This window comes from Vibrio sp. QJM3NY_15 (assembly GCF_057785995.1).
Map to the genome: position 1 here is coordinate 46,301 of NZ_JBYMCW010000003.1, position 21,912 is coordinate 68,212.

Genomic DNA, 21,912 nt, shown 5'->3' on the forward strand with positions numbered 1-21,912 from the left:
GTGTTTAAATATACAGCGCTGTGTTTTTAACCATTATCTTTAGGCGGCATGAGGGGATAGCCCGCAGTGGGATAACTGGCCACTTCAGTCGATTTAATGGGGGTGGTATCAACTTCCGCCTCGACTTTCTTTTGCACTCCATGATTGCCTTCGACGGTCGGCGTTGGGGCCGTTTGCACCTCATTTTGCAAATGTCCCGCGTAGAGTAAAGCATTCCCTTTCACGTTATGGTAAGTGCTGTCGACAAACAACTCGCCACTCTCATTGACCTTAAACATGTCAGCAGCCACCTCCTGTGTTTTGGCTAACGATTGTTCAGCGCCTGTATTAGCCAGCGTTTTTTGCTCAGGCGTGAGCGTTGGCGTTTGCCCTAAGTCCTTGGGTTGATACAAAGATTTGAGCTCATTGAGTGACGCTTTTGAGGTATTGACGCCGTATTGTTCCTGGAAGCCATCGGTACGGGTGTAATCCTCAAAAGCGCGCCTAACGTCTTGCATGTCTTCCGGCTGACTGGCGTTCATCAAGCGTGCCATTTCTTCTGTGTCTCCGCGTGTCGATTTCTCTAAATATTGCTGGAAACCGGTGATGGCACTGGCACTGAAATTCACCGTGTCGTTTTTCAGTCTCGATTGCATGTGGCTTAGACTGTCGACCTGTGCGTTCGATTCATTGACCGCGGCCGCGGTTTGTTGAGTGCGCTGCGCATTGATCGCAAAGTCGTGCGCGTATTGCTCAGCTTCACTGCGATTTTCTTTCGCATCGAGTGTGCGGCCTGCGCGCTGCATCTCCGTCGCCCCTTCACTGTATTGCGAAGTCGCTTGGGATAGGGCTTGTTTCTGCTCCGCGTTCATGTGACTGAATGACTCTCTATCCTCCTCACTCCAACTGGCACCGGCTTTGGCGCTCGTCCCAAAGAATTTCGGGGTGCCCACTTCAACGCCGGCATTTTTCGCCGCCACATACGCCTGCGCTTGATCATGCGTCCAGCCCATGGTCTCAGACACACTCTGAATCGCCGAGTCCATTTTCGAGTGGGATTGACTGATTTGTCCTTCGGTCGACATCGTTTGACCGTCGCCATAAGAGCGGTTTTTACTCCAGTTGTCGTTCCAGCGGTCACTTTGCTGGAAGCCTTTCGAGAAGCTGTCGTTGAAACTGTTCATATTCTGCGTCTGCGCGGTTTTTGCGTCCGAATATTGGTCGTTGACGCTGTTTTGCAGCATGTTCGAGGCTTGCGCTTGCCATAAGGGTTTGGATTCCGCTTCCTGCGCGTTATACAGCCTGCGGCCATCTTCATTTTGTAAGCTCGTGATGCTTGAGCCATCCCGCTGCTGCGCGGTGTTCATCCCGGTTCTTAGCAGCATGTTGTCATCAAACTTGTTGGCTGAGGTGTTATTGAGGCTGTGGTTTTGCATTTGCAGATTACCAAAGTCCATGTTACCGGTGGAAGACGCCGCAGAGACGCGGGCGTTGGTGCTGTTGATCATCCCCGCCAGTTGGTAGTTCATGGCTTGCGCAGCGGCCACGCCCCCTTGCAATATTTTCCCCGCAAGCACTGGAATGGTCATCATCAAAAACCCGGCCATGTAGCCGTAGCGCATGTGCAGCTCATCAATCGCATTGCTGTTCGATAATGAAAGTCCTCGCATTGGATTCGCGGTCGCGCTTGAGTGCGACTCAAGAGTCCACGTCATGATCGCATTGAGTATCGCAAACAGGGCCGGCCAAGTGGCGAGGTAGGCGAACGTCTTGATGTAGTTGGTCAGAACCATCTTGGTGAGCGCCGGAATGAGCGCCGCCGCCGCGACCATGAACCCTAGACAGCTAAACAGGGTAAAGAGCATCGTGTGCAACATCGGGATAAACTCTCTGGCCTGCATACCAAGGGTCGCCCACATCGAGGTTTGCTGCATTTTGTTCGAGGTGTACGCGTAATTCATCGCACTGGCGGACGGGTCGAGGGTGTTAATGCTGTAACGCATCGCGTTCATCGCCATGTTGTGCTTGAGGACATCGACCGCGTTGTTGCTGATACCAATGAATTTCTGATAACTGTTCGACATCGCATTTTTTACGTGCGCCTTATAGGTCGACGCTTTGTCGCCGTGCAGGTAAGTCGCAATCAAATCGAGCTCAATCGCCGCGGAGGTGGTGAATTTGGCCTTGATGTCAGGGTACACCTCTTCGCAGGTTTTAAAGGTTTGATTGAGATCGTTGAGTATCACACCGCGCAGTGGGCTCATGTTTTTGGTATCTAAGAAAGCAAACGTGTCCGGCGCGTTCATGAGTGCGTTCCAGGTGTACTTTTTATTGATTTGGATGTCGCCAATAATGCAGTTTTGGAAAAAGTCATTCCATAAACGGCGCAGCGCCACGTCTTTTAAATCACTTTGACGCGACAACTGATACAACTCGGACCCAAACATCATGCCGGTGCGACCGTAACGCTCATCGTCGGTGGTGGTAAAAATGGACTCGATGGCGTCGGCTGTACCGACCATCATGGTCGAAAAGAACCACGTCGGCAGGGCAATGAGATAGGGCACGTTGGCCACCGAATACCCCGCCGTTGGCTCGGTCTTATCAATGACTTGCATGGTGACGGTTTGTTTTATCAACATCGAAGGCACCAGGGCGAACACAATGGCCCAAATGTAGATGTGTTTGGGGTTACGTGTCGCCACAAAGTACGCGTAGGTCATCGCGGCGCCTATCATCAAAGAGATGGACATCATTGAGGCGAACGATTGGCTGACAAAAAAAGTGGCGATGGCATTGAGCGCCTTTTGTATCGCCGCGCCTTGGGTGTAAGTGTAATATTCGAGTGTCACATTAGCCTCCAAAGGACAGGTTCTGCAGCAGTTGTTTGTTGATTTTGCTCATCGCTTCCGAGTCGCTCTCTTTATACGCCTGCGTCAATTGCTCTTGGGTCAATATCACGCGTTTCGCTTTGTCTGAGAGTCCATTGGTGAAGTCGCGAGCGCGATCGATGTCTGACATGATTAAAGCGATGTCCTTGCTGTCCACTTGCGTGTGGTTCAGTGACGTGGTCACCACCGTCAGCATGTTTCTGAGGTAGCGGGTCAGCAACTCAACCGAGATGACGCGCGCGTACGCCGAAAAGTTCGGGTAACGGTTGCTTCTGACTGAGCCGATGAACACCGCCAGTACCGGCGTGTCGGTGTACTCCAAAAAGCTTTTTTGATTGTCGGTGAGCTCCGTATCATTGGCGACACTGATGTATAAGGCTTCTAACGTTTGACGAATACGCACTTCGAGCCCTTTGTCTTGCGCTAAAGTCAGCTCTTTTTTCTGCGGAGACAAACAGGCTTTCTCATCGGTGTTATCACACTTGTAATACTCAATCTTCCCCCCTTTGAGCATCGCGTCCACCAAGTTATTGTTGTCCGCTAACAAGGAGGCGTAGTATTTGGGGCGACCGTTTGCGTCATAAATATACGTCCCTGACAGGCTCATCAAAAATTCAGCCAGCGCTTTATCTCCCGCTAACCAGCCATTTTTAAGCGCCGCTGACCAAACGATGTTGTGGCTGGTCTTGGCGATGTCTTCCAACCCAGCACTGCCATCCGCGCGAGCGCGTGCGACCTGTGCGTTCGACTGACCGCCCACACCACACTCCACTTGCGCGCCGACCCAATCATCAAACACGTTGCCTTTGGTGCCGATAGTGGCGCAGACGTGCTTTTTCGCCGCCGGACCGCCAAAGGTAGCGGCCAGTCCACTGACCCCCGCCTGCGCCGCTTCACAAGAGTTGATCGACTGATTGAGAAACTTATCGGCAATGTTTTGCAGGTTGTCACGAATTTGTTTGATTTGCGGCGCCCAGACTTGAAGCGCCAGGTCGACCGCAAACGGCGCCGCGTTTTGCACCACCGCTTTGCCAAATTGCACGAGACCGTCGGCGTTGATATGAGAAAATCCCCCCATGAAGGCGTCAATCCCGCCACAACCCATTGAGACCTCGGGCAAGTGCACGCTCATGAGCTGCGCACTTTTTATAGGGGTGCGAGCATACAAAGAGCCGCCATTGTAATAATTCGCGGCTTGGCCTTTGAAAGCATTGGGGTGGGTAACATTGGCGTTGTAACCGAGACCATTAAAAAAACCGTCTAACGACGAATTGACGCCGCCGGCGTAGGAAGCGCCAGTGAGTAACCCGCTGAGCATCAAAGCGATAAGACGGGCTCGCCCTGGTGGGGTGTGGTGAGGTCGGATCATCGTATGGCCTCTAAGGTGTCGGCATCGCTTAAAATGTGGCGAATGCTGGTTTCTAACTGCACCTCCGACACATCGCCAATAGACACGCGCACAAACTTCTGAGAATTGACGTTTATCAAAAACGTCGCGGGTACCGTGATGTTGCGGGGAGTGTCAAAAAACATCTGACTCACCGCGGGCGTCGCCGGAATAGGGACGGGGTAATGAGGAACGGCTTGGCCATCCAGCGAAAAGGCGTACGTCTGCAGTTGTTGCCGATGGGTCACTCGTTTGAGTTTCGGTGCAAAACGGTGGCAATAAGGGCAATCACTGCGAAAGAAGAACACCATCGCGTAATCGTCATTGGGCGCAGCCTGCACCGTAGCGAAAGGCGAAAGCAGCAAAAAGAGTAAAGTAAGGGTGCGTATCAACATGATGATGTTCTCTTGGTTTACCGTCATTTAAGGACGTGAAGGCGCAAAACAGGGGGAGAGATTTGAAGCGGCAAGACTCTGCGCGCTAAAAATCGGGCGTTTGATAGTCATTGGCGACGTTGTAGAAACGCCCCAACAACGCGGTTTGTGAAATAAACCCGTAAGCAAGCGGCTTCATCTCACCCGTATTGGGGTTGACTAAAATCAGGGCAGGCGCATAAGGCACCTCGACTTTGTTGTCGTTATTGCGGTTATCTCGAATACCGGAGACAAAGGTCTTATCACGCGATAATCCTAAAATCTCAATCCCGTGCGTATCGGAAAAGGCTTGCAGCGACGGGGCCAATTGCTGACTGAGACTGTCTTGGCCGTCATACACAAAGAAAAAACCCCAACCTTCGTCGCGCATGTGCGCCACGGCGTCGATTTTCTTCTCCCGTTCGAGCTTGTGATAGGTGCCGCGCGCCGCAAATTCAGCCGGGCGATCTTTGAGGTAAGAGAGCTCAGGGTGTTGGAGTAATACCTTTTTGAACGTCATGCCCGTTTCACTGGTGCGCTCACCAATGTATTGGTGAAGTTGCATGACCGTCTTGAGCTTGTCCTCGTCTTTCGAATGGATGGTGGCGTCGTTGAGCGCTTCCTTGTACGTCTCATGAAACCAGTCCATCTGTTCGGTAGCGCTCATGATCCTCGTGGTGGTATTGGGCTCAAGGGGTTTTGGGGGCGGCGGGGTTAAGGTTGGGGCCGCATGGGGCTCGTTATACCACTTCCAACCTTGCGGGTTAGACGAGGCTTGGGCGCTGAACGCGCCCATCACTCCCAACATCAGGGCGACCCTCACCAAAGGGGTCGAAAAAGAGGGCATCACGTTATGGATCTCCTAAAGCACTGGATAACCGATGTTGAATTTCTTGGCTAGACGGCAAGTGGGTGCTGCTGTTCATCTCACCAAAGAAATCCGAGAAATCGATATCTTCAAAGTTAATTTGCTGCATCTGCTCTGGGGTGATCGCCCCGCAGATGGGCACCTTAGCGGTGCCCAAGCTCAATCCCAGTTGGTCGCGCGTTCCTTGCTCTTGAATAATGCGCGCCAATAAGCTGTCGAACACGCAATAGGTTCTCTTCTTGCGTAAGCATTGCCCGAGCACTTTTTCTGCGCAGTAACTGCCGAGATAAATGGTCAACTTGTCATCTTTCGCTTTACCCAGGGCTTTTTCTTCTTCGCTGCACTGAGCGAGCCCCACATCGGTGCCCCAACCGCCATCTTTACAGCAGTCCGAAATGCCGAGCATTTTTTTGGTGCACTTCTGACCTTGCCCAGTAAAGATGAGAGGCGGATCACCGAGCCCTTCTGCCGCTTTGGCCAGCGCCGCTAAAGCCGCCGCCGATTCATTAAAATCACTGGAGGGCTCAGGCGTGCCCGCATAGCAATCACCGTCGAGACAAAAACTTTCTTCGCCACAGGTTAAGTTGGTGGCGCTGCAGCGCTTCTCTGGGCAGGATTTTTTGAGCTCTTCCTCGATGCACACGCCTTTTTGTTTGGCACTGCAATGCGTCGCGGTGGTGGTGCAATCGGTCGGCAGCGCATTACACGTATTGTCCCGCGTGCATTGGTGGTTAACTTGGTACTTCCAGCAATCGAGCGTGGTGGGCACGCCGTTAATACGGCGTGTGCCTCGCCCCTCTACACAGGTTTGGGACACGACTTGACACTCACTTAATAGGTTGCAATGAGTGGTCCAGGTGAGGGTGTTTTTGATGCAGTTACCGCCGGATAGGGTGTAGCCTGAACGACAAGAGAGTGAAGCCCGCTGGCTTTCTGGAACAGGGCCGCAGATCCCATAAGTATGTCTGTCTCTATCCCTACGCCCACATGAACGCTGGTTCGACTTGTTAAGCGGGCCTAATGAGAAACCAGAAGAGGGATGCACATATTTCCCATCCCAACGCCATAGGTCACTATCCCAAGGACACCCCCCTTTTTTGACTTGGTTATAACCGTCATAGCGACACTCTGTCACCGTGCGATGACACATGTGTCCGCTTCGAGACCACCCTGATGGGCAACTGTAAATCACAGGAGACGTGACCGCGGTGAACGTCGGCATTTTAGTGCAAGGCACGGTGTTATTGGTCGGTTGACGACACACTTTGGGAATGTCATCGATGACGCATTGCGTCGCGTTATCACAATCCACGTATTGATTGGATAAGCCATGAGATATCTCATAGGCATTATCCTGGACCATGAGCGCAAATTCATACGCGGGGTCGCTTTTCACATCCGGTCGGCCTTTATCAAAACGGGTTTGCACGGCTTGCGCCTTATCATTGGACTGATAATGAGTGCGCGCGTTTGCGTCCATATTGCCGTCGTTCAGCTGAGCCTGCTCAGGGTTACGCAGATCATTGTCACACCCTTGCCCCGCGCAGTAATCCCCCACATCGAGCTTCCCCTTTGCCGTTGAAGGGATATTTTTCTGTGCGCTTTTCACCCAATCTACATTGTCGTAATAATGGTCGCCTTGGCTTGCGAATGCGCCGCTAACGATGGCCAGGCTCGCGATCAATAGAACGTGTTTCACGGCTGCCTCCTTAAGACGGCATTCACCACCTCGGGATTGTCACCACGAGCCAATTGATTCAGCGCATCGGGGATCGATAGGTTGCCTTTAATGAGGTCATAGTCCGTTTCATTGCACGGCTGCTTGGGTAAGCACTTGCCGGGTTTTACCGCCACAAACGTTGGCACTTCAGTCACCGAAAAGGTCCGAAACCACTCAGGGTTAATGGCAAAACCACTTTGAATGGGTTGGTCTGGTTGATGGGTTTTCAGTAGCGATTGAATGCGCCTTGCGGTCGCCGGAAAACCGCTTGGCAACACACCGCGTATCACCAAAGGCACTTGCCATTGCTCACTTTGTTTTAAAAGCGCGCGCAAGGACGCCTCTGGCATGGTCAAAGACACAAACACCATGACCCCCGTTGGGGCAGCTTTGGGGTTTTGCGTTGGATCGGGAATATCAATGACGCGCTTAAGGTGTTGGGGTTTGAGCTTGTCTTGCCAAAAACGTGCCATAGCTTTCGCATCAGATGCTATCTCATCGCTGGCGCGTGGCTGGGATTGAAGATGACGTTCGAGCTCTGACGGCATGGCTGTTTGCACCATTGTTTTTTCAAGCTCGGTGAATGCTTGAAGCTCTTCTTGAGTGTACGCGTGACACAGCGTCGCCGCGCACAAGGCAGCCGTGGCGACTAGGGAGTGCAAGGGGGACATAAAAACCTCAAATAAATAAAAGCTCCACGCAAGCGTGGTACTCCTTTTGACGGGGCAGGCAAGCCTACCCAGCCAAAAGCGAGCTCAGGTTAAAGAAACACGCAATTGCGCTTACGCCACTGAACGTAACCGAAGTTATCGCCCGTAGTGGGGTTATCGTGGCCCATTTCCCAAATGGTGGTCGTCGTGGTGTAAGGGTGACACCATGCGGCGTCCGTGATCGGCGCGCTCATTTGATAACGGTATCGAGACTTGGGTAAGATTGGCGTCGGGTATTGATAACAGACCGCCCCATCTTCGCCGCGCGTCTCCCACACCATCCCTTGCCGGTGCAACTTGTAATTGAGCCGCTCCATAATGAGGGTGCCCGCTTGTATCGGGGTGTCTCGATAGTTGGTGTTGCCCGTTAACGGGTAAGCGCTGCCTTGAGAGCCCAAACACCAAAACAAAAAATCAAACGGGAGCACCACATTGGTCGTGGTGGCAATGGACTCCGGTACGCACGCTAACTGCGCAATGGGGTTACCAAACAAAATCGCTTCGGGGTTTAAGATAAACGCCAGCTCGTCGTCGTCCCACAGAGGGTCGACCTCGGTCAGGTAGGCCACATCAAAGTTATCGGTGGCCATGCACGCCGCCGATTGCATCAATTGCAGCCAGTAGATGAGGGGGTATTTGTACCAGTGCGCGTGATAAAACCCGCCATCACTCGAACCGGAATCGCGCGCGGTGGTTCGACCGCCGAGTTTTTGCTGATTGGCGCCGGCCAGTTGCATCCCCATATTGACCATGCAATAAGGCACCCGCGTCACATCGGTCAGCGCGTACGGCTCCCAATAACCAATGTTTAAACCAATTTGCATGAAAATCGGCGGCGGTTTTGGGCAAAACGAGATCGGCATTGTGGGGTTGTTGGTGTCAGGGTAAATGGACGGAATGAGGGGTACAGAGCCCAGCGTCATCGGAAATAGGCAGCTCCAACACACGTCGGTGATGGGGTTGATAAATCGGCTGACGCACGCGGGCCCTCCGGCCTTCGCGGTCGAACTGACCAACAAGGCGCCGCACAGGGCCAGTAACCCGAGGAAAGGTCGGATTTTCATGGTGACTCTCCCACAACAATGTGTTGCACATCAAACTCTTGAACGCGCCATGCGTGCCCCGACTGCTCGACAAGACTGGGCACCGCTTGGATGTGAAGCCGGTCGCTGAGCGTCCCTTGTTGGTCGAAGTACATGCGGGTCTTGAATCGTTTGGCCGCCTGATTGGGGCTGCCACCGGTTAAAATGTAGCGAAGGGGCTTGGCGTGCTCTAGGTTGGCCACGAACTCGACTTGCTTGGCATCACGCGCATCAAAAAAAACCAGCACGTTTGAATACTCAAACTGCGGTAATTTTGCGCCCGTTGGCCAAGTGCGGGTATCAAAGGGATTCACTCGCGTCCCCGCTTTGGCAAAGACTCGCCCCTGGGCGTCGGTTAAATCCTTGGGCACCGTGATGCTGGGATCCACCAAAAACGTTTTGGGGGTGGTCGTGGTCGATAAGGAAAGCGGCGGCGGCGTTTCCACGCTTTGTTTCACTTGCTCAGCAAACTCGGTTTGCATTTGCTCAAGTTTGCCCGTTGCCTCGAAGTGTTTAAGCCGCGCCTCTATCCACGTCAGCATGTCGATTTCGCCAATCGGGAACGTCGGTCCCATTCGACCTAAGTCCTTCGCCACCGCCCCTAACGAAAGCAGCAGGGCGAAGACCATCATCAGGTGTCGCATACTGACTCCTACGGCTCATAGCGCTCAACAATGGCACGTTGGATGTGTGCGGTGATGTCCGGTGTGCCGCCGACGACCGCGGCGCTGACCAACACCACTTGCCCTTGCTCAGTGGCGTAACGCGCCACTTCTTCGTTCATGACACGAGCAAAGTGCGCCAATTTATCCGTTTGCTCAGGCAGAGAAAGGGGGGATTTCAGCAATTCTTTATGGTATTGGTCGAGGGTGCTTTTTACGTCCATGCTGACTAAGGGAGGCGGCGACTCCAGCGCTAAGGTGGTCACCACCGAGGAGGCAATACTCACGCACGCCACTATAAATAGGCCATGTAAATCAAACGTCATGGGAAACCCCTTGTGCTTTTTGTTGAAGCGCTTGCTGATAGTCGGCGATTTCTTGACCGTAGAAATGTTGCGCGGTCGCTTCTATCGCTTCGATACTCGGCATGCCTTGTTTCACTAAGTTTTCGCAGTATTCAAATTCGGTCGCTTCGGTGCTGTAGCACGCTCGCGTAAACGGATCGGAAAACACGCGGTGATAGGTGGTGTGGCCACCGGCTTTGATGCGCACGCAGCTGTACCCGGCGTCCCCAGCTCGTGGGAAACTTTTGATGATCCCTTGCTCCATTTCGTTGAACGCCTTGGGGTTGTCTTGCAAAAACTTTTCAAAGCCTTCGCCTTGGCGCAGCGTAATGTGAATGTCGGAATTATCGTAAGAGGCGCGCGCTTCTTCGTTCACAAAAAAGTCCCCAATACCTTGGGTCACCGTACAAAATGATCCCCCAAATTTACGCGCGGTTCGATAACCGGTGTTAATGAAACTGCGCGTCTGGGCGTTGGTGCCTGACATCAAGCTCCACGCCTCTTCGATGATGCACATTTTGGGGGTTGAGCGAGAGCCTGAGAGGTACATCTGCTGGTTGATGGACACAATCAGCGCAAACACCACCGGACGCAGCACATCTTCAGGGAACCCTTCAAGCTCTAGGGTGGTGATATCCACCGTGGGATCGAGCATTGAGGGCTTATTGAACGTGTCGCCATAAATGCCCTTTGCGCAATATTTATTCAGTTGTACGGCGATGTCTCGAATACGGCGATCGTGGCCATGTTCATCGGCCAACGTAAACAACTGCGCTTGGACGTCATCCACAATCGTTATGGTGCCATTGTCCTCCCACGCCCGTAAAATGGCGTCACCCAGCACCGCCATCTGATAGCCTTCCAATTCAGCATGAGGCGACGCGATGGTCGCGAACAAGGCGGTGATGTTGCTGAGCGCTTCTTTCATCGGGTCGACGTTCTCTCCGTCGACCGGCTCGTGATGCGCGCTGTTTTTGACTTGTTCTAGATGGGTAAACGGATTAAGGAAAATATTGGTGTGATTGAGGTAGGTGCCCCCGAGCATCAGGGTGAGCTTTTTGTAACTGTCCCCTTTGTCGAGGATCCAACACTTCCCCCCTTTGGCGTAGACGCTGCGCACCAAGCCCTGGGTAAAAAAGCTTTTTCCCGCCCCTGAGCCGCCGGTTAAGGCGATATTTTTGTTGTCACTGCCACAATGAAAGGGATCAAAAAACGAGATTTGCCCGCGCATCGTCGGCAGCAACATGCCACTGACCAGGCGTTTAAAATCGAGCACCATCGGAAAGAAATTGACCACGTTGGCACTTTTTAACGTTCGGACGCGACCCGCTCGACCACAATCCTCCCACACGCCTTCGCTCATTAAAAACGGCAGCGCACTGAGCACGCTTTGACTTTGCATCATGATTTGCTCTTTGATGTCGAGTCCCGTGGCCGAAAACGCTTCTTTGGCCGATTGCACATCGTGGCGCTGCTGCGCTTTATGGGTAAACAAGGTCAAGTTCAACACCATCGAGCACACCGAGGTCGCTTTGTCGGCCAACCCCTTTTGCAAGGCCGTGCGCTCTTCCAACTCTTCACCCGCGGTGGGCGAAAACATGGCCATCGGAGATTTCAGTGTTTTGGTCAAATCATTAATTTTCTTGTTGTTCTCGTGCTCAAAATTACCCGTGACGTTGTGACGAAAACTCAACGACAACACATGTGGGCACGTCAACATGCGCGAGACATTACGAATCGACGCAAACGCTTCGGGCATCGCGTACAACCGAAAGTCGGTGGGGGCTCGAGAGAGTCCCATGCACACGGTGCGCCCGCGCGTCTCTTGACCGAAAGGATTGGTGTGACGCGTTGCAATGTGATCCCGTTTGATTATCATCTCGGTATCCGGCGACAGCACTTGGCGGTTGATCGGATCGAACGGGTTGTAGTCACGCTCAATCGGGCGGTCTTGCTTGGCATCAAAGTTCAAGAGATCACCCGCAAAGGTAATGAGCCCTTTGGGGTCGACCCGCGCGGTCTCAACACCGAGTTGCAACAGCGCCGTTTCCATCGCCGCGCGCACATCATCCAACTTATCGGTCTTTTTCTCTTTCGTCGACACGAAGAAATACGCGTCGTAATCGCGTAAATCAAACTTATGTCGCTGACGATGGAAAAACCCTTTCGCCGCAGAAAACCCCGCGTAGCGCACTTCTTCTTCGGCTAAGCGCTGGCAAATACCGCCTCGCTTGGCCATGATGTCCCCATTGGCTTCTAAGTAATGCGCGACTCGATTGTGACCAAACATCGACAATTGATAATCCCACTTATCGCCTTGAGGGAAATCCATCACCATCTTGTTGAGCGACATCACCAATTCGTCATTGGCCCCGCCAAGCACCGTCAGCTTAAGCGCAAAGCCATACGATTTTCGGTTATGAAAGAGTTGGGTCTGCGCATCAAAGTCGCGGTACGGCAATTCATGATGGAAGTGGTTTTGATGCTGATTGGCGTCGGCGACTAAACCGCCAAGCCCCAACGAAGGTTTACGTTTCAACAGTTGACTGAGCATGCTTAATCCTTCCAGATAGCATTAGCGGGACGCCCAGACCAACGACTTTCATCGAGTATCACGTAAATATCCGTGGTGTCGACGTAATGCCCGAGCGTGTCCGTGAATGGGAAAATGGTGATCTTTCTCACCGTATCTTGAGTGCGTTTAGGCACCCCTTGACGATCACGCCGCGGCAACGTTAAGAACACATTGTCAGGGGCCGCCTGCGCCGCAGACACTGGGGAGGTCCCCATCGGTTGGCGCCGTATCTCATCCATGGTGGTGCAACCGGATGTGCCGCCCACCTGCGTACAACTGAAATCTTCGCCCAGGCCTGCCGCGCAGCCACCGAGCAACAAGGGTAAAAACACAATGAGTTTGTGCATGACGTTTCCTTATTTTTGACCAAACGGCGACGACGGCACTTGGATGCCTTGCGCGTTGATTTGGTTCGCTAATGGGTTCTGAGTCACGTTGCTGATCACTTCCATGAGTTGATTCGATTGAGAGGACTGCTCTTGGGCTTGGGCCTGTTCATACTCGGCCGCTTCCAGCGGATCGAGCGGGAACCCCTCCAGAAAGACGATGTTGACCACCGAGCCTGGATTGATTTCAACAATGGGGTGATACATTTCTGCCAGCCCGATGTAGTAATCGGCCAACTTCGCGCCCACCGACGCGGTGGCATTCCCCAACAAGTTGAGGCCAATGTCTTGGCCCGAGACGCTGCTCGTTGAGCCAAGCGCCGAGGTAGACGTGGTTTCCGACAAACCTTTACCGGCTTCCCCAAGCCCCGTCAAAATGCCAGAGATACCAGCCATCTGTACCACTTTGCCATTTTTTAAAATGGTGGTACCGCGAATGCCGTTACGACCAAAATTGAACACCGTGCCTTTGACCGCCACGTCCAAAATGTCTTTATTGTCGAAGATACAACTCATGCGGTGAGTCCGAACAATGCCCCGTGACGACGAGATTTCCCCGTAGGTCGCCCCTGTGATGGTGCAATCTTTGAGTTTGGAGGGCTTACCATTGGGTAAGATGCCGTTGTTCAAGGTCTGAAAGACCATGGGGGTGGTATCGCCTTGCCCTAAAACGCCCGCATTCGCGTCCGCGCCGCCCGTCACGACCGCCGTGACAAACGTGCCCGTCGGGACATAATTGTCCGTGGTTCGGCGGGGCACTTCGGTCTCTTCCTGCCACGAAAAATCTGTGCTATCAAACTGATGCTGAGCAAAGGAGCGTTGCTGGCGTGGGAGGTAAGCCAGAGTGTCGAGGTTGGGGTTGTTGTCTGAGGAAGGCAAAGGCCGAGGAGGGAGCCTCGCTTGTCCAAACGTCTCATCGCCGCCCACCAGGGGATACGCGGCCTCACCGCCATCATTGAACCCATCCACAGGCGGTGAAGCCGGGCTTTGCATCGCCGCCATCTTCGCTTTCAGCTCGTCCACCGTGCTTTGCATTTCACGTCGCACCTTGTCTTCCACCAAAGACGCGGTGTCCAACTTGGCGCTGCGGATACGCTGCTCGGTCTCTTTCTTAAACCCTTGCATCTTCCCTTTAAGATCGCGCATCTCTTTGGTGAGCGTGGCAATCAACATCTGTTGCTGAGTGAGGGCCGACTGGTTGTCTTTTTCTGTGAAGCCTTTATCCACGATGGCCCCAAACTCCACCGCTGTCGTGGGCGCCACTTTGACCGTTTTAGGACGGGTGTACTGGTACACCCCAAGGACGGCCAACACGAGAAACAAGACAATCACGGACGTAATGTGTTGATTGCGCTTGGTGGTCTCGGCGTTGATGTCTCCGCCACGGTCAAAATCGCCCTCTTTATCGCTAAAAAAGCGCTCTCTGAATTTATCGAACATCGCTCACCCCTCCACCCGTGATCAGGTAAAGCTGAGTGCTCTCGTTGGGGCCAAGCGTTAAACGGTCGAGCGCCGCACTGCGCGCCGCGTAACTGTAAAACTGCGCCGTGGTCAACGTGACGGTCTCATTAGAGCGGTTTTGGACCTCGTAAATGATCCCCGAGTAGTCTTGCCCGACAAACACCACTTGCGGAATAAGGGGTAAGGCACCCTCGTCAGGCGGTAACGTTTCAGGGTCGACCGGATGCACAGTGAAACCGGAAATTGGCGTCCCATCGAATTGCCAATGCATCATTTGTTTGGTGAATTCGGCCAGCGCTGAGGGGTAATCAAACGCACGGTCAAACACTGAAGGTTGTTGACGCGCTCTGTCCGAGGGTAAAAACTCCGTGACTACCGACGGCGTCGCTTTCGGGCTCACAAACAGGGAGAAGACTCGCCCCTTACTGGTCGTGACATGAACATTGAACGGCAATTGAATGTTGATTTTCAGCGACACCGAGCCCGTTTTATCCTTTTGATTGGCGGTCGTGGTACAAAAGCCACTGGGGCAGGTGATGTTGACGATTTTATCGTCCTTGACCATCAAACGGTTGATGTTAAGGGAAGACAGGGTGACGGGGATGGTGTCCCCATCGTTAAAATCAATTTCTCGTTTCGCCACATTGTCGGCCAGCGATAACGGGCTTGATAAGGCCGCCAGTAACGGCACTAAGGTCAGCAGGCGTTTCACGAGGGTTCTCCTTCTCTTTTAATACCAATCAGCTCCAGTACCCCATGGGGGTACGCCATTTGCACGACATACGTGACTTTCTCAGGCGCTAAGTCGCGGTCACCCACAGACTTGTAGAGCGTGCCGGTCTGTTTAAACTGCATCGTTCCCAACGCCACTAAGGCGCCATCTTTATCCGCCACAAATCGACTGGAGATGTTGCTGGTCGTGATTTGTTGCGCGTCCGACAGCAAGGTCGGTTGAACCGCCGACCAGGACTCAGCGGGCACATAATCGAGCAGTAACCCGTATTGACGAGAGACGCTGGCGGGGGTGATGTCGTATTTCAGGTGTAAGAAGTAACTGCCCATCAACATCAAGTACGATTCATCCACGTCGCCATTGGACACCGAAAACGCTTGTGAGAGCGTCGGCGGAATCAGCGTTCGGCTCTCTTTGAGTGAGAGGTAGGTCAACGCCGCCGCGAGCACCACACAGGCGAAGCTGGCGGTGAAAAAGCCCACCGCCAAAAATACGTTGAGCATCTTACTCATCGCCAACAGGTCTTTTTTGTTCGAAATTTCCATACGACTCCTTAAGACAACCAATAGCGTTTAATCGCCGGTGGGGTATGTTTGAACAGCATTTGATTAATCGAAGCGCTGCCCCACCAATAAAGGGCGTAGGCGACGATGTGTTCACCGTATTGCGTTTTTATGTACCTCAATCCCATAAACCAAGCCGCCGCGAGGACAAAACCAATCGCGTAGTGTTTGGCAAAAAAGCCAAGCGCAAAGATGCACACCGCAGGAAGGAGCTCTTCTCTTGGAAGGCCGCACAGGCGTTTGCCTGAATTGAGGTACTTGGGGATCGCGTAATACTGCGCTTTATTTTCCATGTCATCGCCGCCTTATGATTACGCTAAGCCAACCAGTGGCTTCACCACCTCCCAGAACATCATGCCGCCTGCAAAGCCGCCGACGGCGCCAAACCAGTTGCGCGAGGTAATGCCGACCACCGCCGCGCTGAGCGCGGAAAAGCCGAGCATCGCGGTTTCAATCCCCGAATCATCGCCCGCGGTTTCTTTCACCATGTCTTTACCCGTGGCAAATAAGTCGGCGGCAAGAGCAGGCTGGGCCAGGGCAACCGATAGAATGGCCACGCCTGCCAGCAATGGCAGGGGTTTAAGAGGTATTTTTTTAACTTGCATAGGAAAATTTCCTTACTTTTAAGGTACTAGGACGCCGCGACGCGGCGCCAAAAAGCGACCAGCCGAAAGACCGGAAGAGTTTACTCACGCGGTTAAGCGCAAAAGAGAATAGATAAAGGGGGGGGGGGGGGGGAGATTAAGGTCACCGGCCACTGAGGTGACCCGGAAAAACGGATAACCCTAAGATACCAACGAAGACGTAACGAACTTCAATCCGCGATTACGACTCATGTGTTGTTTCCAGTTTCGAGGGCTTATTTCAGTATTCTTGAGTTTACGATAGCGTTTTTTTTGAGCATTACAGGATATTGGAGGCGTGAGATGAGCCGAGTACTGGGCTTGTTTTTGAATGGCAACTAAATGAACGCCTTTACAATAAAAAGGAAAAGAAAGGCGCTCAGTCAGAGGGAGTAAGGCCGCGAACGCAATGTGCTCCCCCCCGACATGACCCAACTTTTTAGCGTCAATAAAATCGCCTTGTTCAACAAAACGACCTAACAAATCCGTCGCTTCATCTTCACTACAATACCCATATACAATTTGCATCATGCACACTCCTTTTTAGGACATTCTTTTTCTCTTTAACAAAAGAAAAAGAATGGGCTCTCTTTCAAGAGCCGTGCTACAAACTGGCTTGAGCATTCTTGTAGTAGAATGCGCACATCCAAAGGATGTGAGGTCTGGTATTCCCAAGTAACTCTGTTTCACCCCTCAACCAGCACGCTTAATTGAGTAGAAAAACAGCCTTGGACGTCGCCCCAGTGATGGCTCCTGAATTTATTAGGCATATTACGCACGCCTGCGCCCCTCTGCGGCGCTTTCTGCAATAGTGAAGGCAGCCCACCTTCGAGTCTCATGATGAGACTTCACTCCTAATCTGAACTCACACAAGGAGCGAGATAAAACTAGATTTTGTCGAGCCCATTATCGGGAGACAAAATGTCATTCTGCTTGTCAGTTGGTAAACGATAAAACGCACGCAACACAAACAGAGCCTCAATGCGTTTGCTTCGACCATACGCCGATGCTGACCCTTCCAAGCGAATATTGGTCTCATGATCGAGCGCCACGGTTAGCTGGGTACTCTTCTTATTTTCTTGTTTCATAATTACTATCCATGCCTGATCATTTGATCAGCACTATTGATAGTAAACGAGTAGAATAACTATGTAAAGTTTAGCTTTAAAATTAAAGCTAAACAGGGATATTTAAAGAGATACTATTCCTAATAGATAGGAGAATTAGAGAAGTATTATTTAACATTCTGGAAAGCACTGATGTCACTAGGGTATCGAATTAAAAAAGCTCGAGAAAATAATTTAGATATATCCAAGAAAGAGCTGGCTCAGCTATTAGGAGTTAGTCAATCAGCGGTCAATCAATGGGAAAATGATGTTAATTTACCCTCTCAAAAAAGATTGATAGAACTATGTGGCATACTCAATGAGAGTTATGAGTGGCTAATTAATGGAGTAAAACATACAAATAAAGATGATTTATTTGAAGTTCCATTTTACGAAGATATTCACTGTAGTGCAGGTGTCGGCTGTTATAATAGCCATTCTGATGTTTTAATGATAAGTGGTCATTTAATCCCTATACCTCCAGAGGATATAGCGAAAAATACTATCGCGCTTCGAGTACATGGTGATTCAATGGAACCCGCAATATCTGATAATGGTGTCGTGTTCATAGACACCTCGGATACAAAAATCATAGATGGTAAAATATATGTTTATAAAAAAGACGATGTACTGAGAGTTAAGCGTTTTGAACATACAGTTAATGGCTTAATGATAAAGAGCTTGAACCAAGAATATGCAGATGAAAGGGTGACACATAAAGAATTTAGTCAATCTTGCATCATTGGACGAGTGCTATACAGTATAAATAAGTTTTAAAGCAAAACTTTATTTGAAAAATAAGCAATAAAAGCTTAAAATGTGTTTATGTTCTTGGAGCAAAAGTGCATTACATAGCACGTTACTACATAGTTTTCTATGTAGTGTATTTTTCAAGAGTTAGAATGTGTCGGGTGTGAGAACCTAACTATATAGCATTTGCAAAAAGCCGTCTTACCCGAAGAGTAGACGGCTTTTTTGTTCTTAAAATTCAGGCCATTTGATCTTTTCTACGATCTTATGTACATTATAGATTCATTGTATGGACTCTCAATCCAAACAACCTTCTAAATCTCTTCGGAATCTAAAATGAAAAAATTAATCTATAGTTGCATACTGCAACTAACTCTAAACAGACACAGTCAGCATTCACATTCAACCAGTGTTCAAAGACACTTATGGTCAGATGTAGAAGGTCTGTGTCATGACAACATCTGATCAAACCCTAAAGTTTCTCGAACATCACAACCAACTGACTAATGCAGTTGCTTGCGATGAAAGCATCCCAGCAGATGAGAAATCCTTATTGATTGCTATATCCACCTTTTACAACCTTTCTAATCAATGCGCGTTCCCAAGCCGAAAGCAGATCGCGGCAAGAATGGGGCGTTGCGTCAATTACGTCACTGAATTAATCAGTAAAGCAAAAAAATCCGGACGACTAATATCAACCGCTCAATTCATTCTGATTGAAGGCGAGTCTGCACCACGACAAATTGCTAACAAGTACGAGTTTGTCCTTGAGAAGTTTGGACTGTTCTACAGCAAAGCAAAAGCAATGCTCAACCGTAACCTAAGAAAGAAAAACAAAGAAAACAAAGCAACTCAACAAGCAGCTTCTTCTAGAGTTGATCATATCAATCAGCTTCTCGATGACGCCCATATTTCTGATATACCTGAATGGGAAGATTACACTCCTCCTGAATAACCCCTTTAAATTTCATTCATACCGTTAGTTTGGTAGGACTCAATACACCTGGAATAAATCCAGTGTGATCTTCTTCTCAAAATACGATTCATCACCATACCCATTAAGTAAAAATCCCTCTGAAATTTCTATCAAAATCGCCAAAAACTCATAGTTCTCCTCCCCCCTAAAGATTTTATTACATGGATTCCTAAAGAATTATTGAAAGGGAACCCTACAGATAAACAGGTAAGCAAAACATAAGAATTAATAGACAAAGAGCGGTATTCACTCAGATTTGAGTGTGGGGAACTTTCGTGAGGAACGAGCGAATAGTTATCCATCGCCCAAATCCGACAAGCGTAGCGCGTCAGTTTTGTACGAATGATTAACTTGATCGATCTATAAAAGAAGTGGCTTTACAGTGACAGTGCCATAGAAAAAGATTTGCGATATTCCGCTTGCTCACCCTCCGACTGGCTACGCCAGCTACGGGATTGCGCCGAGCGGTGAAAGTACTTAAATAACTAAAAGTTATCCATTCGTTCTAATTCAGTTCGTTGTGAATCTCCATGCCGTATCACGAGGTTAATTCAACGGTCTATCAACCTGTTGCAAGCCATTCAATGCTAAGTAGTTGATCATGGTCATCTCTTTTTACAACAAGGTTAATATTAAACTGGTTAACCATAGGGGGATAACATAATATGTATTCCCTTGAATATGACGTTTATGTTTCATATTAGTATTTTGAAAAATCAGCCTTTAGAGGTACCTAGTGGATCAGGTTGCAAACTATAGATATAAGACTTTAAATCGAATCGGCAATGGTGGCTTTGGTTACGTAGATAGAATCGAATTGTTCAATCTAAGTGAAACCCATTCGGGCTTTTATGCTAGAAAAGTACTAGACCCTAAAGTTGATCTGAAGATGTATAAAGAGCGCTTCATAAGGGAAGTGATTAGCCAAAGCAAGTGTCAGCATCACAATATAGTCAGTATCTACATTTGTGATCTTTTCAACACAGAAACACCTTCCTTTATTATGGAACTTGCTGAATGTGATTTGCAGTCGCTTCTTTCTACAGACCTCTCAGAAGATGAAAAAATGAAGATCATTTCAATGGTTTGCGAAGGTGTAGCTCACATTCATAGGTTGGGCTATCTTCATCGCGATATCAAACCATGTAACATCTTGCGCTATGGAAACGGGGTTTATAAGATTTCGGATTTCGGTCTAGTCCGAAAGACTATCCCAAGTGGTGAATCTGATGTACTAACCTCTTTGAATATTAGACTAGGTACCGACAACTTTGTAGCTCCTGAGCTTATGTATATCGGTAGCGATTACACGGAAAAGTCGGACATTTTCGCCATAGGTAAAGTTTTCGAACAATTACAAGTCAAAGACCCCGCACTAAAAAAAATCATAGCAACGTGTATAAAAATGGACCCTGAAAACCGCTACTCTTCTGTCGAAGAGCTCAAAACTGCATTAGAGTCTTTATCTAAGGTGGCTGCTTAATGATTAAAATTATTGAAAGTTCATGCTTCACTTTTGGGAAGTCTGTAGAAAAAACTAACCAAGATGCAATGTTAGCGCCTAAAACAATAGCAGGTGGTGTGTTTTTCGCGGTAGCTGACGGTGTTGGTTCATATAAAGGAGCAGAGTTGGCTTCTTTATCAGCTGTAGAATACCTTAACCAAATCGAATCGGTTGGCCATATAACTGATTATACGACGGTGTTTAAGGATATACTCAATAAAATAAAAGAATTGTCTCAGTACGATTCTGCTTACGAACGTGCTTCTACTACATTAACTTATTACTTCGTTGAACCTCGAGGGCTACATATCGGTCATATCGGAGACTGTAGAGCGTATGTTAAACAAGGTAAGAAATTAAAGCAGTTGACTAAAGACCATACTCAGCATCAAAAATTCCTTGATGAAAAACTCTTTACCAAGTCTCAACTTAAGAACGTAAAAGGTAAAAACATTATTACCACTGCTATCTCGCAAGTCGTTTCGATGGACCCGAGTAATTATTTTATTCCTATTGATGACCTCGAATTAGATAACGATACTTTGTCTCTTTACATAATGAGCGATGGTGCCCATTCATTTTGGGAGCAATCACCAAGGTTTTCAGAAAGAACAATGGATAGTGTTACAAAAATGTCAGCCAGCCTACAGCGTAGAATAGAACGTAAAGGACCTGTTGATGATTATACTTTCGTTGCTTGCAAACTTCAGTTTGATCGTCCTTTCGAGTCAATGTTTTAACTTTGTCTATTAAATTATCCTAGTAAATAAAAAAGCCGAACCCTCTCGATAAAGGTTCGGCTTCTTTCTCCTTGATATGACCCAAAAGGAGGACTGGATACTTAAACAAGGACTTTCATCGTTCCAGTCACAACCACCATATCAACAAGTATCAGATCATGTTAGCTGGCATCAATTAGCTTTGAACTTGCAATCAGGAAAACCATACTTTTCTCATCCTATTTTTTGATGTGGCTATCGCTCTAGCAAGTCCAAGCAAATGAGTTGAAGTCTTGAGCTCCAATTCAGACTGAATCCCTAATAGCGCAATCCCTCCGAGGGGCTGCGCCGAGTGGATGAATTGAAACTAATCTTTTTTGATGATATCCAAAAAAGACTACGATACCAGTGCTAACTTATTCAGTAAAAACAATGAGTAAAGATTCACCCTCTACCCTCT

Annotated in this window: 22 protein-coding genes; 4 read left to right on the forward strand and 18 right to left on the reverse strand. The window is 49.6% G+C overall.

Going from position 1 to position 21,912, the window contains the following annotated elements; translation table 11 throughout:
- Positions 1-26 precede the first annotated feature (26 nt).
- From AC3CKG_RS24865 to AC3CKG_RS24950, 18 genes are all read right to left on the reverse strand, one after another.
- Entirely contained in the window at positions 27-2,831 is a 2,805-nt protein-coding gene (locus tag AC3CKG_RS24865) for a conjugal transfer protein TraG N-terminal domain-containing protein (RefSeq protein WP_488530063.1), read from the reverse strand.
- Between the two features lies 1 nt (position 2,832).
- Positions 2,833-4,239, reverse strand: coding sequence for a conjugal transfer protein TraH (locus AC3CKG_RS24870; RefSeq protein ID WP_146458021.1), 1,407 nt, complete (start codon positions 4,237-4,239; stop codon positions 2,833-2,835).
- A complete protein-coding gene (gene trbB / locus AC3CKG_RS24875; protein ID WP_488530079.1) occupies positions 4,236-4,652 on the reverse strand; it encodes a type-F conjugative transfer system pilin assembly thiol-disulfide isomerase TrbB in 417 nt (138 codons plus the stop codon). The genes AC3CKG_RS24870 and trbB overlap by 4 nt, the downstream gene beginning before the upstream one ends.
- Before the next feature lie 85 nt (positions 4,653-4,737).
- Positions 4,738-5,517 (reverse strand): type-F conjugative transfer system pilin assembly protein TraF, encoded by a 780-nt coding sequence (gene traF / locus AC3CKG_RS24880; RefSeq protein WP_102281431.1) that lies wholly within the window; start codon positions 5,515-5,517, stop codon positions 4,738-4,740.
- Positions 5,518-5,521: 4 nt separating this feature from the next.
- On the reverse strand, positions 5,522-7,237 hold the full coding sequence (gene traN, locus AC3CKG_RS24885) for a type-F conjugative transfer system mating-pair stabilization protein TraN (RefSeq protein WP_488530064.1): 1,716 nt from the start codon (positions 7,235-7,237) through the stop codon (positions 5,522-5,524).
- The gene (gene trbC, locus AC3CKG_RS24890; RefSeq protein WP_488530065.1) at positions 7,234-7,929 is read right to left on the reverse strand and encodes a type-F conjugative transfer system pilin assembly protein TrbC; all 696 of its coding nucleotides are present in this window, start codon (positions 7,927-7,929) and stop codon (positions 7,234-7,236) included. Before trbC ends, traN begins: the two co-directional genes overlap by 4 nt.
- An 89-nt stretch (positions 7,930-8,018) precedes the next feature.
- Positions 8,019-9,032 carry a conjugal transfer pilus assembly protein TraU gene (traU, locus tag AC3CKG_RS24895; protein WP_488530066.1) on the reverse strand — a complete coding sequence of 338 codons (1,014 nt, stop codon included), beginning with the start codon at positions 9,030-9,032 and terminating at the stop codon, positions 8,019-8,021.
- On the reverse strand, positions 9,029-9,694 hold the full coding sequence (traW, locus tag AC3CKG_RS24900; RefSeq protein WP_488530067.1) for a type-F conjugative transfer system protein TraW: 666 nt from the start codon (positions 9,692-9,694) through the stop codon (positions 9,029-9,031). Before traW ends, traU begins: the two co-directional genes overlap by 4 nt.
- A gap of 8 nt (positions 9,695-9,702) precedes the next feature.
- Entirely contained in the window at positions 9,703-10,038 is a 336-nt protein-coding gene (locus AC3CKG_RS24905; protein WP_016768853.1) for a TrbI F-type domain-containing protein, read from the reverse strand.
- Positions 10,028-12,610, reverse strand: coding sequence for a type IV secretion system protein TraC (traC, locus tag AC3CKG_RS24910; protein ID WP_076645890.1), 2,583 nt, complete (start codon positions 12,608-12,610; stop codon positions 10,028-10,030). Before traC ends, AC3CKG_RS24905 begins: the two co-directional genes overlap by 11 nt.
- Positions 12,611-12,612: 2 nt before the next feature.
- Positions 12,613-12,978, reverse strand: coding sequence for a type IV conjugative transfer system lipoprotein TraV (gene traV / locus AC3CKG_RS24915; RefSeq protein ID WP_016790712.1), 366 nt, complete (start codon positions 12,976-12,978; stop codon positions 12,613-12,615).
- A gap of 9 nt (positions 12,979-12,987) precedes the next feature.
- Positions 12,988-14,457 carry a TraB/TrbI/VirB10 family type IV secretion system protein gene (locus tag AC3CKG_RS24920; RefSeq protein WP_488530068.1) on the reverse strand — a complete coding sequence of 490 codons (1,470 nt, stop codon included), beginning with the start codon at positions 14,455-14,457 and terminating at the stop codon, positions 12,988-12,990.
- Positions 14,447-15,190 carry a type-F conjugative transfer system secretin TraK gene (gene traK, locus AC3CKG_RS24925; protein WP_488530069.1) on the reverse strand — a complete coding sequence of 248 codons (744 nt, stop codon included), beginning with the start codon at positions 15,188-15,190 and terminating at the stop codon, positions 14,447-14,449. Before traK ends, AC3CKG_RS24920 begins: the two co-directional genes overlap by 11 nt.
- A complete protein-coding gene (gene traE / locus AC3CKG_RS24930) occupies positions 15,187-15,756 on the reverse strand; it encodes a type IV conjugative transfer system protein TraE (RefSeq protein WP_102537202.1) in 570 nt (189 codons plus the stop codon). The genes traK and traE overlap by 4 nt, the downstream gene beginning before the upstream one ends.
- 8 nt (positions 15,757-15,764) lie before the next feature.
- Positions 15,765-16,067, reverse strand: a complete 303-nt coding sequence (gene traL, locus AC3CKG_RS24935; RefSeq protein ID WP_016768463.1) for a type IV conjugative transfer system protein TraL — start codon at positions 16,065-16,067, stop codon at positions 15,765-15,767.
- Between the two features lie 18 nt (positions 16,068-16,085).
- Positions 16,086-16,379, reverse strand: coding sequence for a type IV conjugative transfer system pilin TraA (gene traA, locus AC3CKG_RS24940; RefSeq protein WP_032545169.1), 294 nt, complete (start codon positions 16,377-16,379; stop codon positions 16,086-16,088).
- A 180-nt stretch (positions 16,380-16,559) separates the two neighbouring features.
- Entirely contained in the window at positions 16,560-16,925 is a 366-nt protein-coding gene (locus tag AC3CKG_RS24945) for a hypothetical protein (protein WP_102340863.1), read from the reverse strand.
- A 359-nt stretch (positions 16,926-17,284) separates the two neighbouring features.
- Positions 17,285-17,485 carry a TraY domain-containing protein gene (locus AC3CKG_RS24950; protein ID WP_016768232.1) on the reverse strand — a complete coding sequence of 67 codons (201 nt, stop codon included), beginning with the start codon at positions 17,483-17,485 and terminating at the stop codon, positions 17,285-17,287.
- A 171-nt stretch (positions 17,486-17,656) separates the two neighbouring features.
- Here AC3CKG_RS24950 and AC3CKG_RS24955 point away from each other — a divergent pair, with 171 nt between their 5' ends.
- From AC3CKG_RS24955 to AC3CKG_RS24970, 4 genes are all read left to right on the forward strand, one after another.
- Entirely contained in the window at positions 17,657-18,280 is a 624-nt protein-coding gene (locus AC3CKG_RS24955) for an XRE family transcriptional regulator (RefSeq protein ID WP_102530551.1), read from the forward strand.
- Between the two features lie 424 nt (positions 18,281-18,704).
- Entirely contained in the window at positions 18,705-19,208 is a 504-nt protein-coding gene (locus tag AC3CKG_RS24960) for a hypothetical protein (RefSeq protein ID WP_488530070.1), read from the forward strand.
- Between the two features lie 757 nt (positions 19,209-19,965).
- Positions 19,966-20,712: a serine/threonine-protein kinase gene (locus tag AC3CKG_RS24965; RefSeq protein WP_488530071.1), complete on the forward strand. Its 747-nt coding sequence runs from the start codon at positions 19,966-19,968 to the stop codon at positions 20,710-20,712.
- Positions 20,712-21,473 (forward strand): PP2C family protein-serine/threonine phosphatase, encoded by a 762-nt coding sequence (locus AC3CKG_RS24970; RefSeq protein ID WP_488530072.1) that lies wholly within the window; start codon positions 20,712-20,714, stop codon positions 21,471-21,473. The genes AC3CKG_RS24965 and AC3CKG_RS24970 overlap by 1 nt, the downstream gene beginning before the upstream one ends.
- Positions 21,474-21,912 lie beyond the last annotated feature (439 nt).

What these genes read in the sequence shown, in the direction of transcription:
- AC3CKG_RS24870 (WP_146458021.1), bottom strand. Translation starts at nt 4,239, where the DNA reads ATGATCCGACCTCACCACACCCCACCAGGGCGAGCCCGTCTTATCGCT.
- trbB (WP_488530079.1), bottom strand. Translation starts at nt 4,652, where the DNA reads ATGTTGATACGCACCCTTACTTTACTCTTTTTGCTGCTTTCGCCTTTC.
- traF (WP_102281431.1), bottom strand. Translation starts at nt 5,517, where the DNA reads ATGCCCTCTTTTTCGACCCCTTTGGTGAGGGTCGCCCTGATGTTGGGA.
- trbC (WP_488530065.1), bottom strand. Translation starts at nt 7,929, where the DNA reads ATGTCCCCCTTGCACTCCCTAGTCGCCACGGCTGCCTTGTGCGCGGCG.
- traU (WP_488530066.1), bottom strand. Translation starts at nt 9,032, where the DNA reads ATGAAAATCCGACCTTTCCTCGGGTTACTGGCCCTGTGCGGCGCCTTG.
- traW (WP_488530067.1), bottom strand. Translation starts at nt 9,694, where the DNA reads ATGCGACACCTGATGATGGTCTTCGCCCTGCTGCTTTCGTTAGGGGCG.
- AC3CKG_RS24905 (WP_016768853.1), bottom strand. Translation starts at nt 10,038, where the DNA reads ATGACGTTTGATTTACATGGCCTATTTATAGTGGCGTGCGTGAGTATT.
- traC (WP_076645890.1), bottom strand. Translation starts at nt 12,610, where the DNA reads ATGCTCAGTCAACTGTTGAAACGTAAACCTTCGTTGGGGCTTGGCGGT.
- traV (WP_016790712.1), bottom strand. Translation starts at nt 12,978, where the DNA reads ATGCACAAACTCATTGTGTTTTTACCCTTGTTGCTCGGTGGCTGCGCG.
- AC3CKG_RS24920 (WP_488530068.1), bottom strand. Translation starts at nt 14,457, where the DNA reads ATGTTCGATAAATTCAGAGAGCGCTTTTTTAGCGATAAAGAGGGCGAT.
- traE (WP_102537202.1), bottom strand. Translation starts at nt 15,756, where the DNA reads ATGGAAATTTCGAACAAAAAAGACCTGTTGGCGATGAGTAAGATGCTC.
- traL (WP_016768463.1), bottom strand. Translation starts at nt 16,067, where the DNA reads ATGGAAAATAAAGCGCAGTATTACGCGATCCCCAAGTACCTCAATTCA.
- traA (WP_032545169.1), bottom strand. Translation starts at nt 16,379, where the DNA reads ATGCAAGTTAAAAAAATACCTCTTAAACCCCTGCCATTGCTGGCAGGC.
- AC3CKG_RS24945 (WP_102340863.1), bottom strand. Translation starts at nt 16,925, where the DNA reads ATGCAAATTGTATATGGGTATTGTAGTGAAGATGAAGCGACGGATTTG.
- AC3CKG_RS24950 (WP_016768232.1), bottom strand. Translation starts at nt 17,485, where the DNA reads ATGAAACAAGAAAATAAGAAGAGTACCCAGCTAACCGTGGCGCTCGAT.
- AC3CKG_RS24955 (WP_102530551.1), top strand. Translation starts at nt 17,657, where the DNA reads ATGTCACTAGGGTATCGAATTAAAAAAGCTCGAGAAAATAATTTAGAT.
- AC3CKG_RS24960 (WP_488530070.1), top strand. Translation starts at nt 18,705, where the DNA reads ATGACAACATCTGATCAAACCCTAAAGTTTCTCGAACATCACAACCAA.
- AC3CKG_RS24970 (WP_488530072.1), top strand. Translation starts at nt 20,712, where the DNA reads ATGATTAAAATTATTGAAAGTTCATGCTTCACTTTTGGGAAGTCTGTA.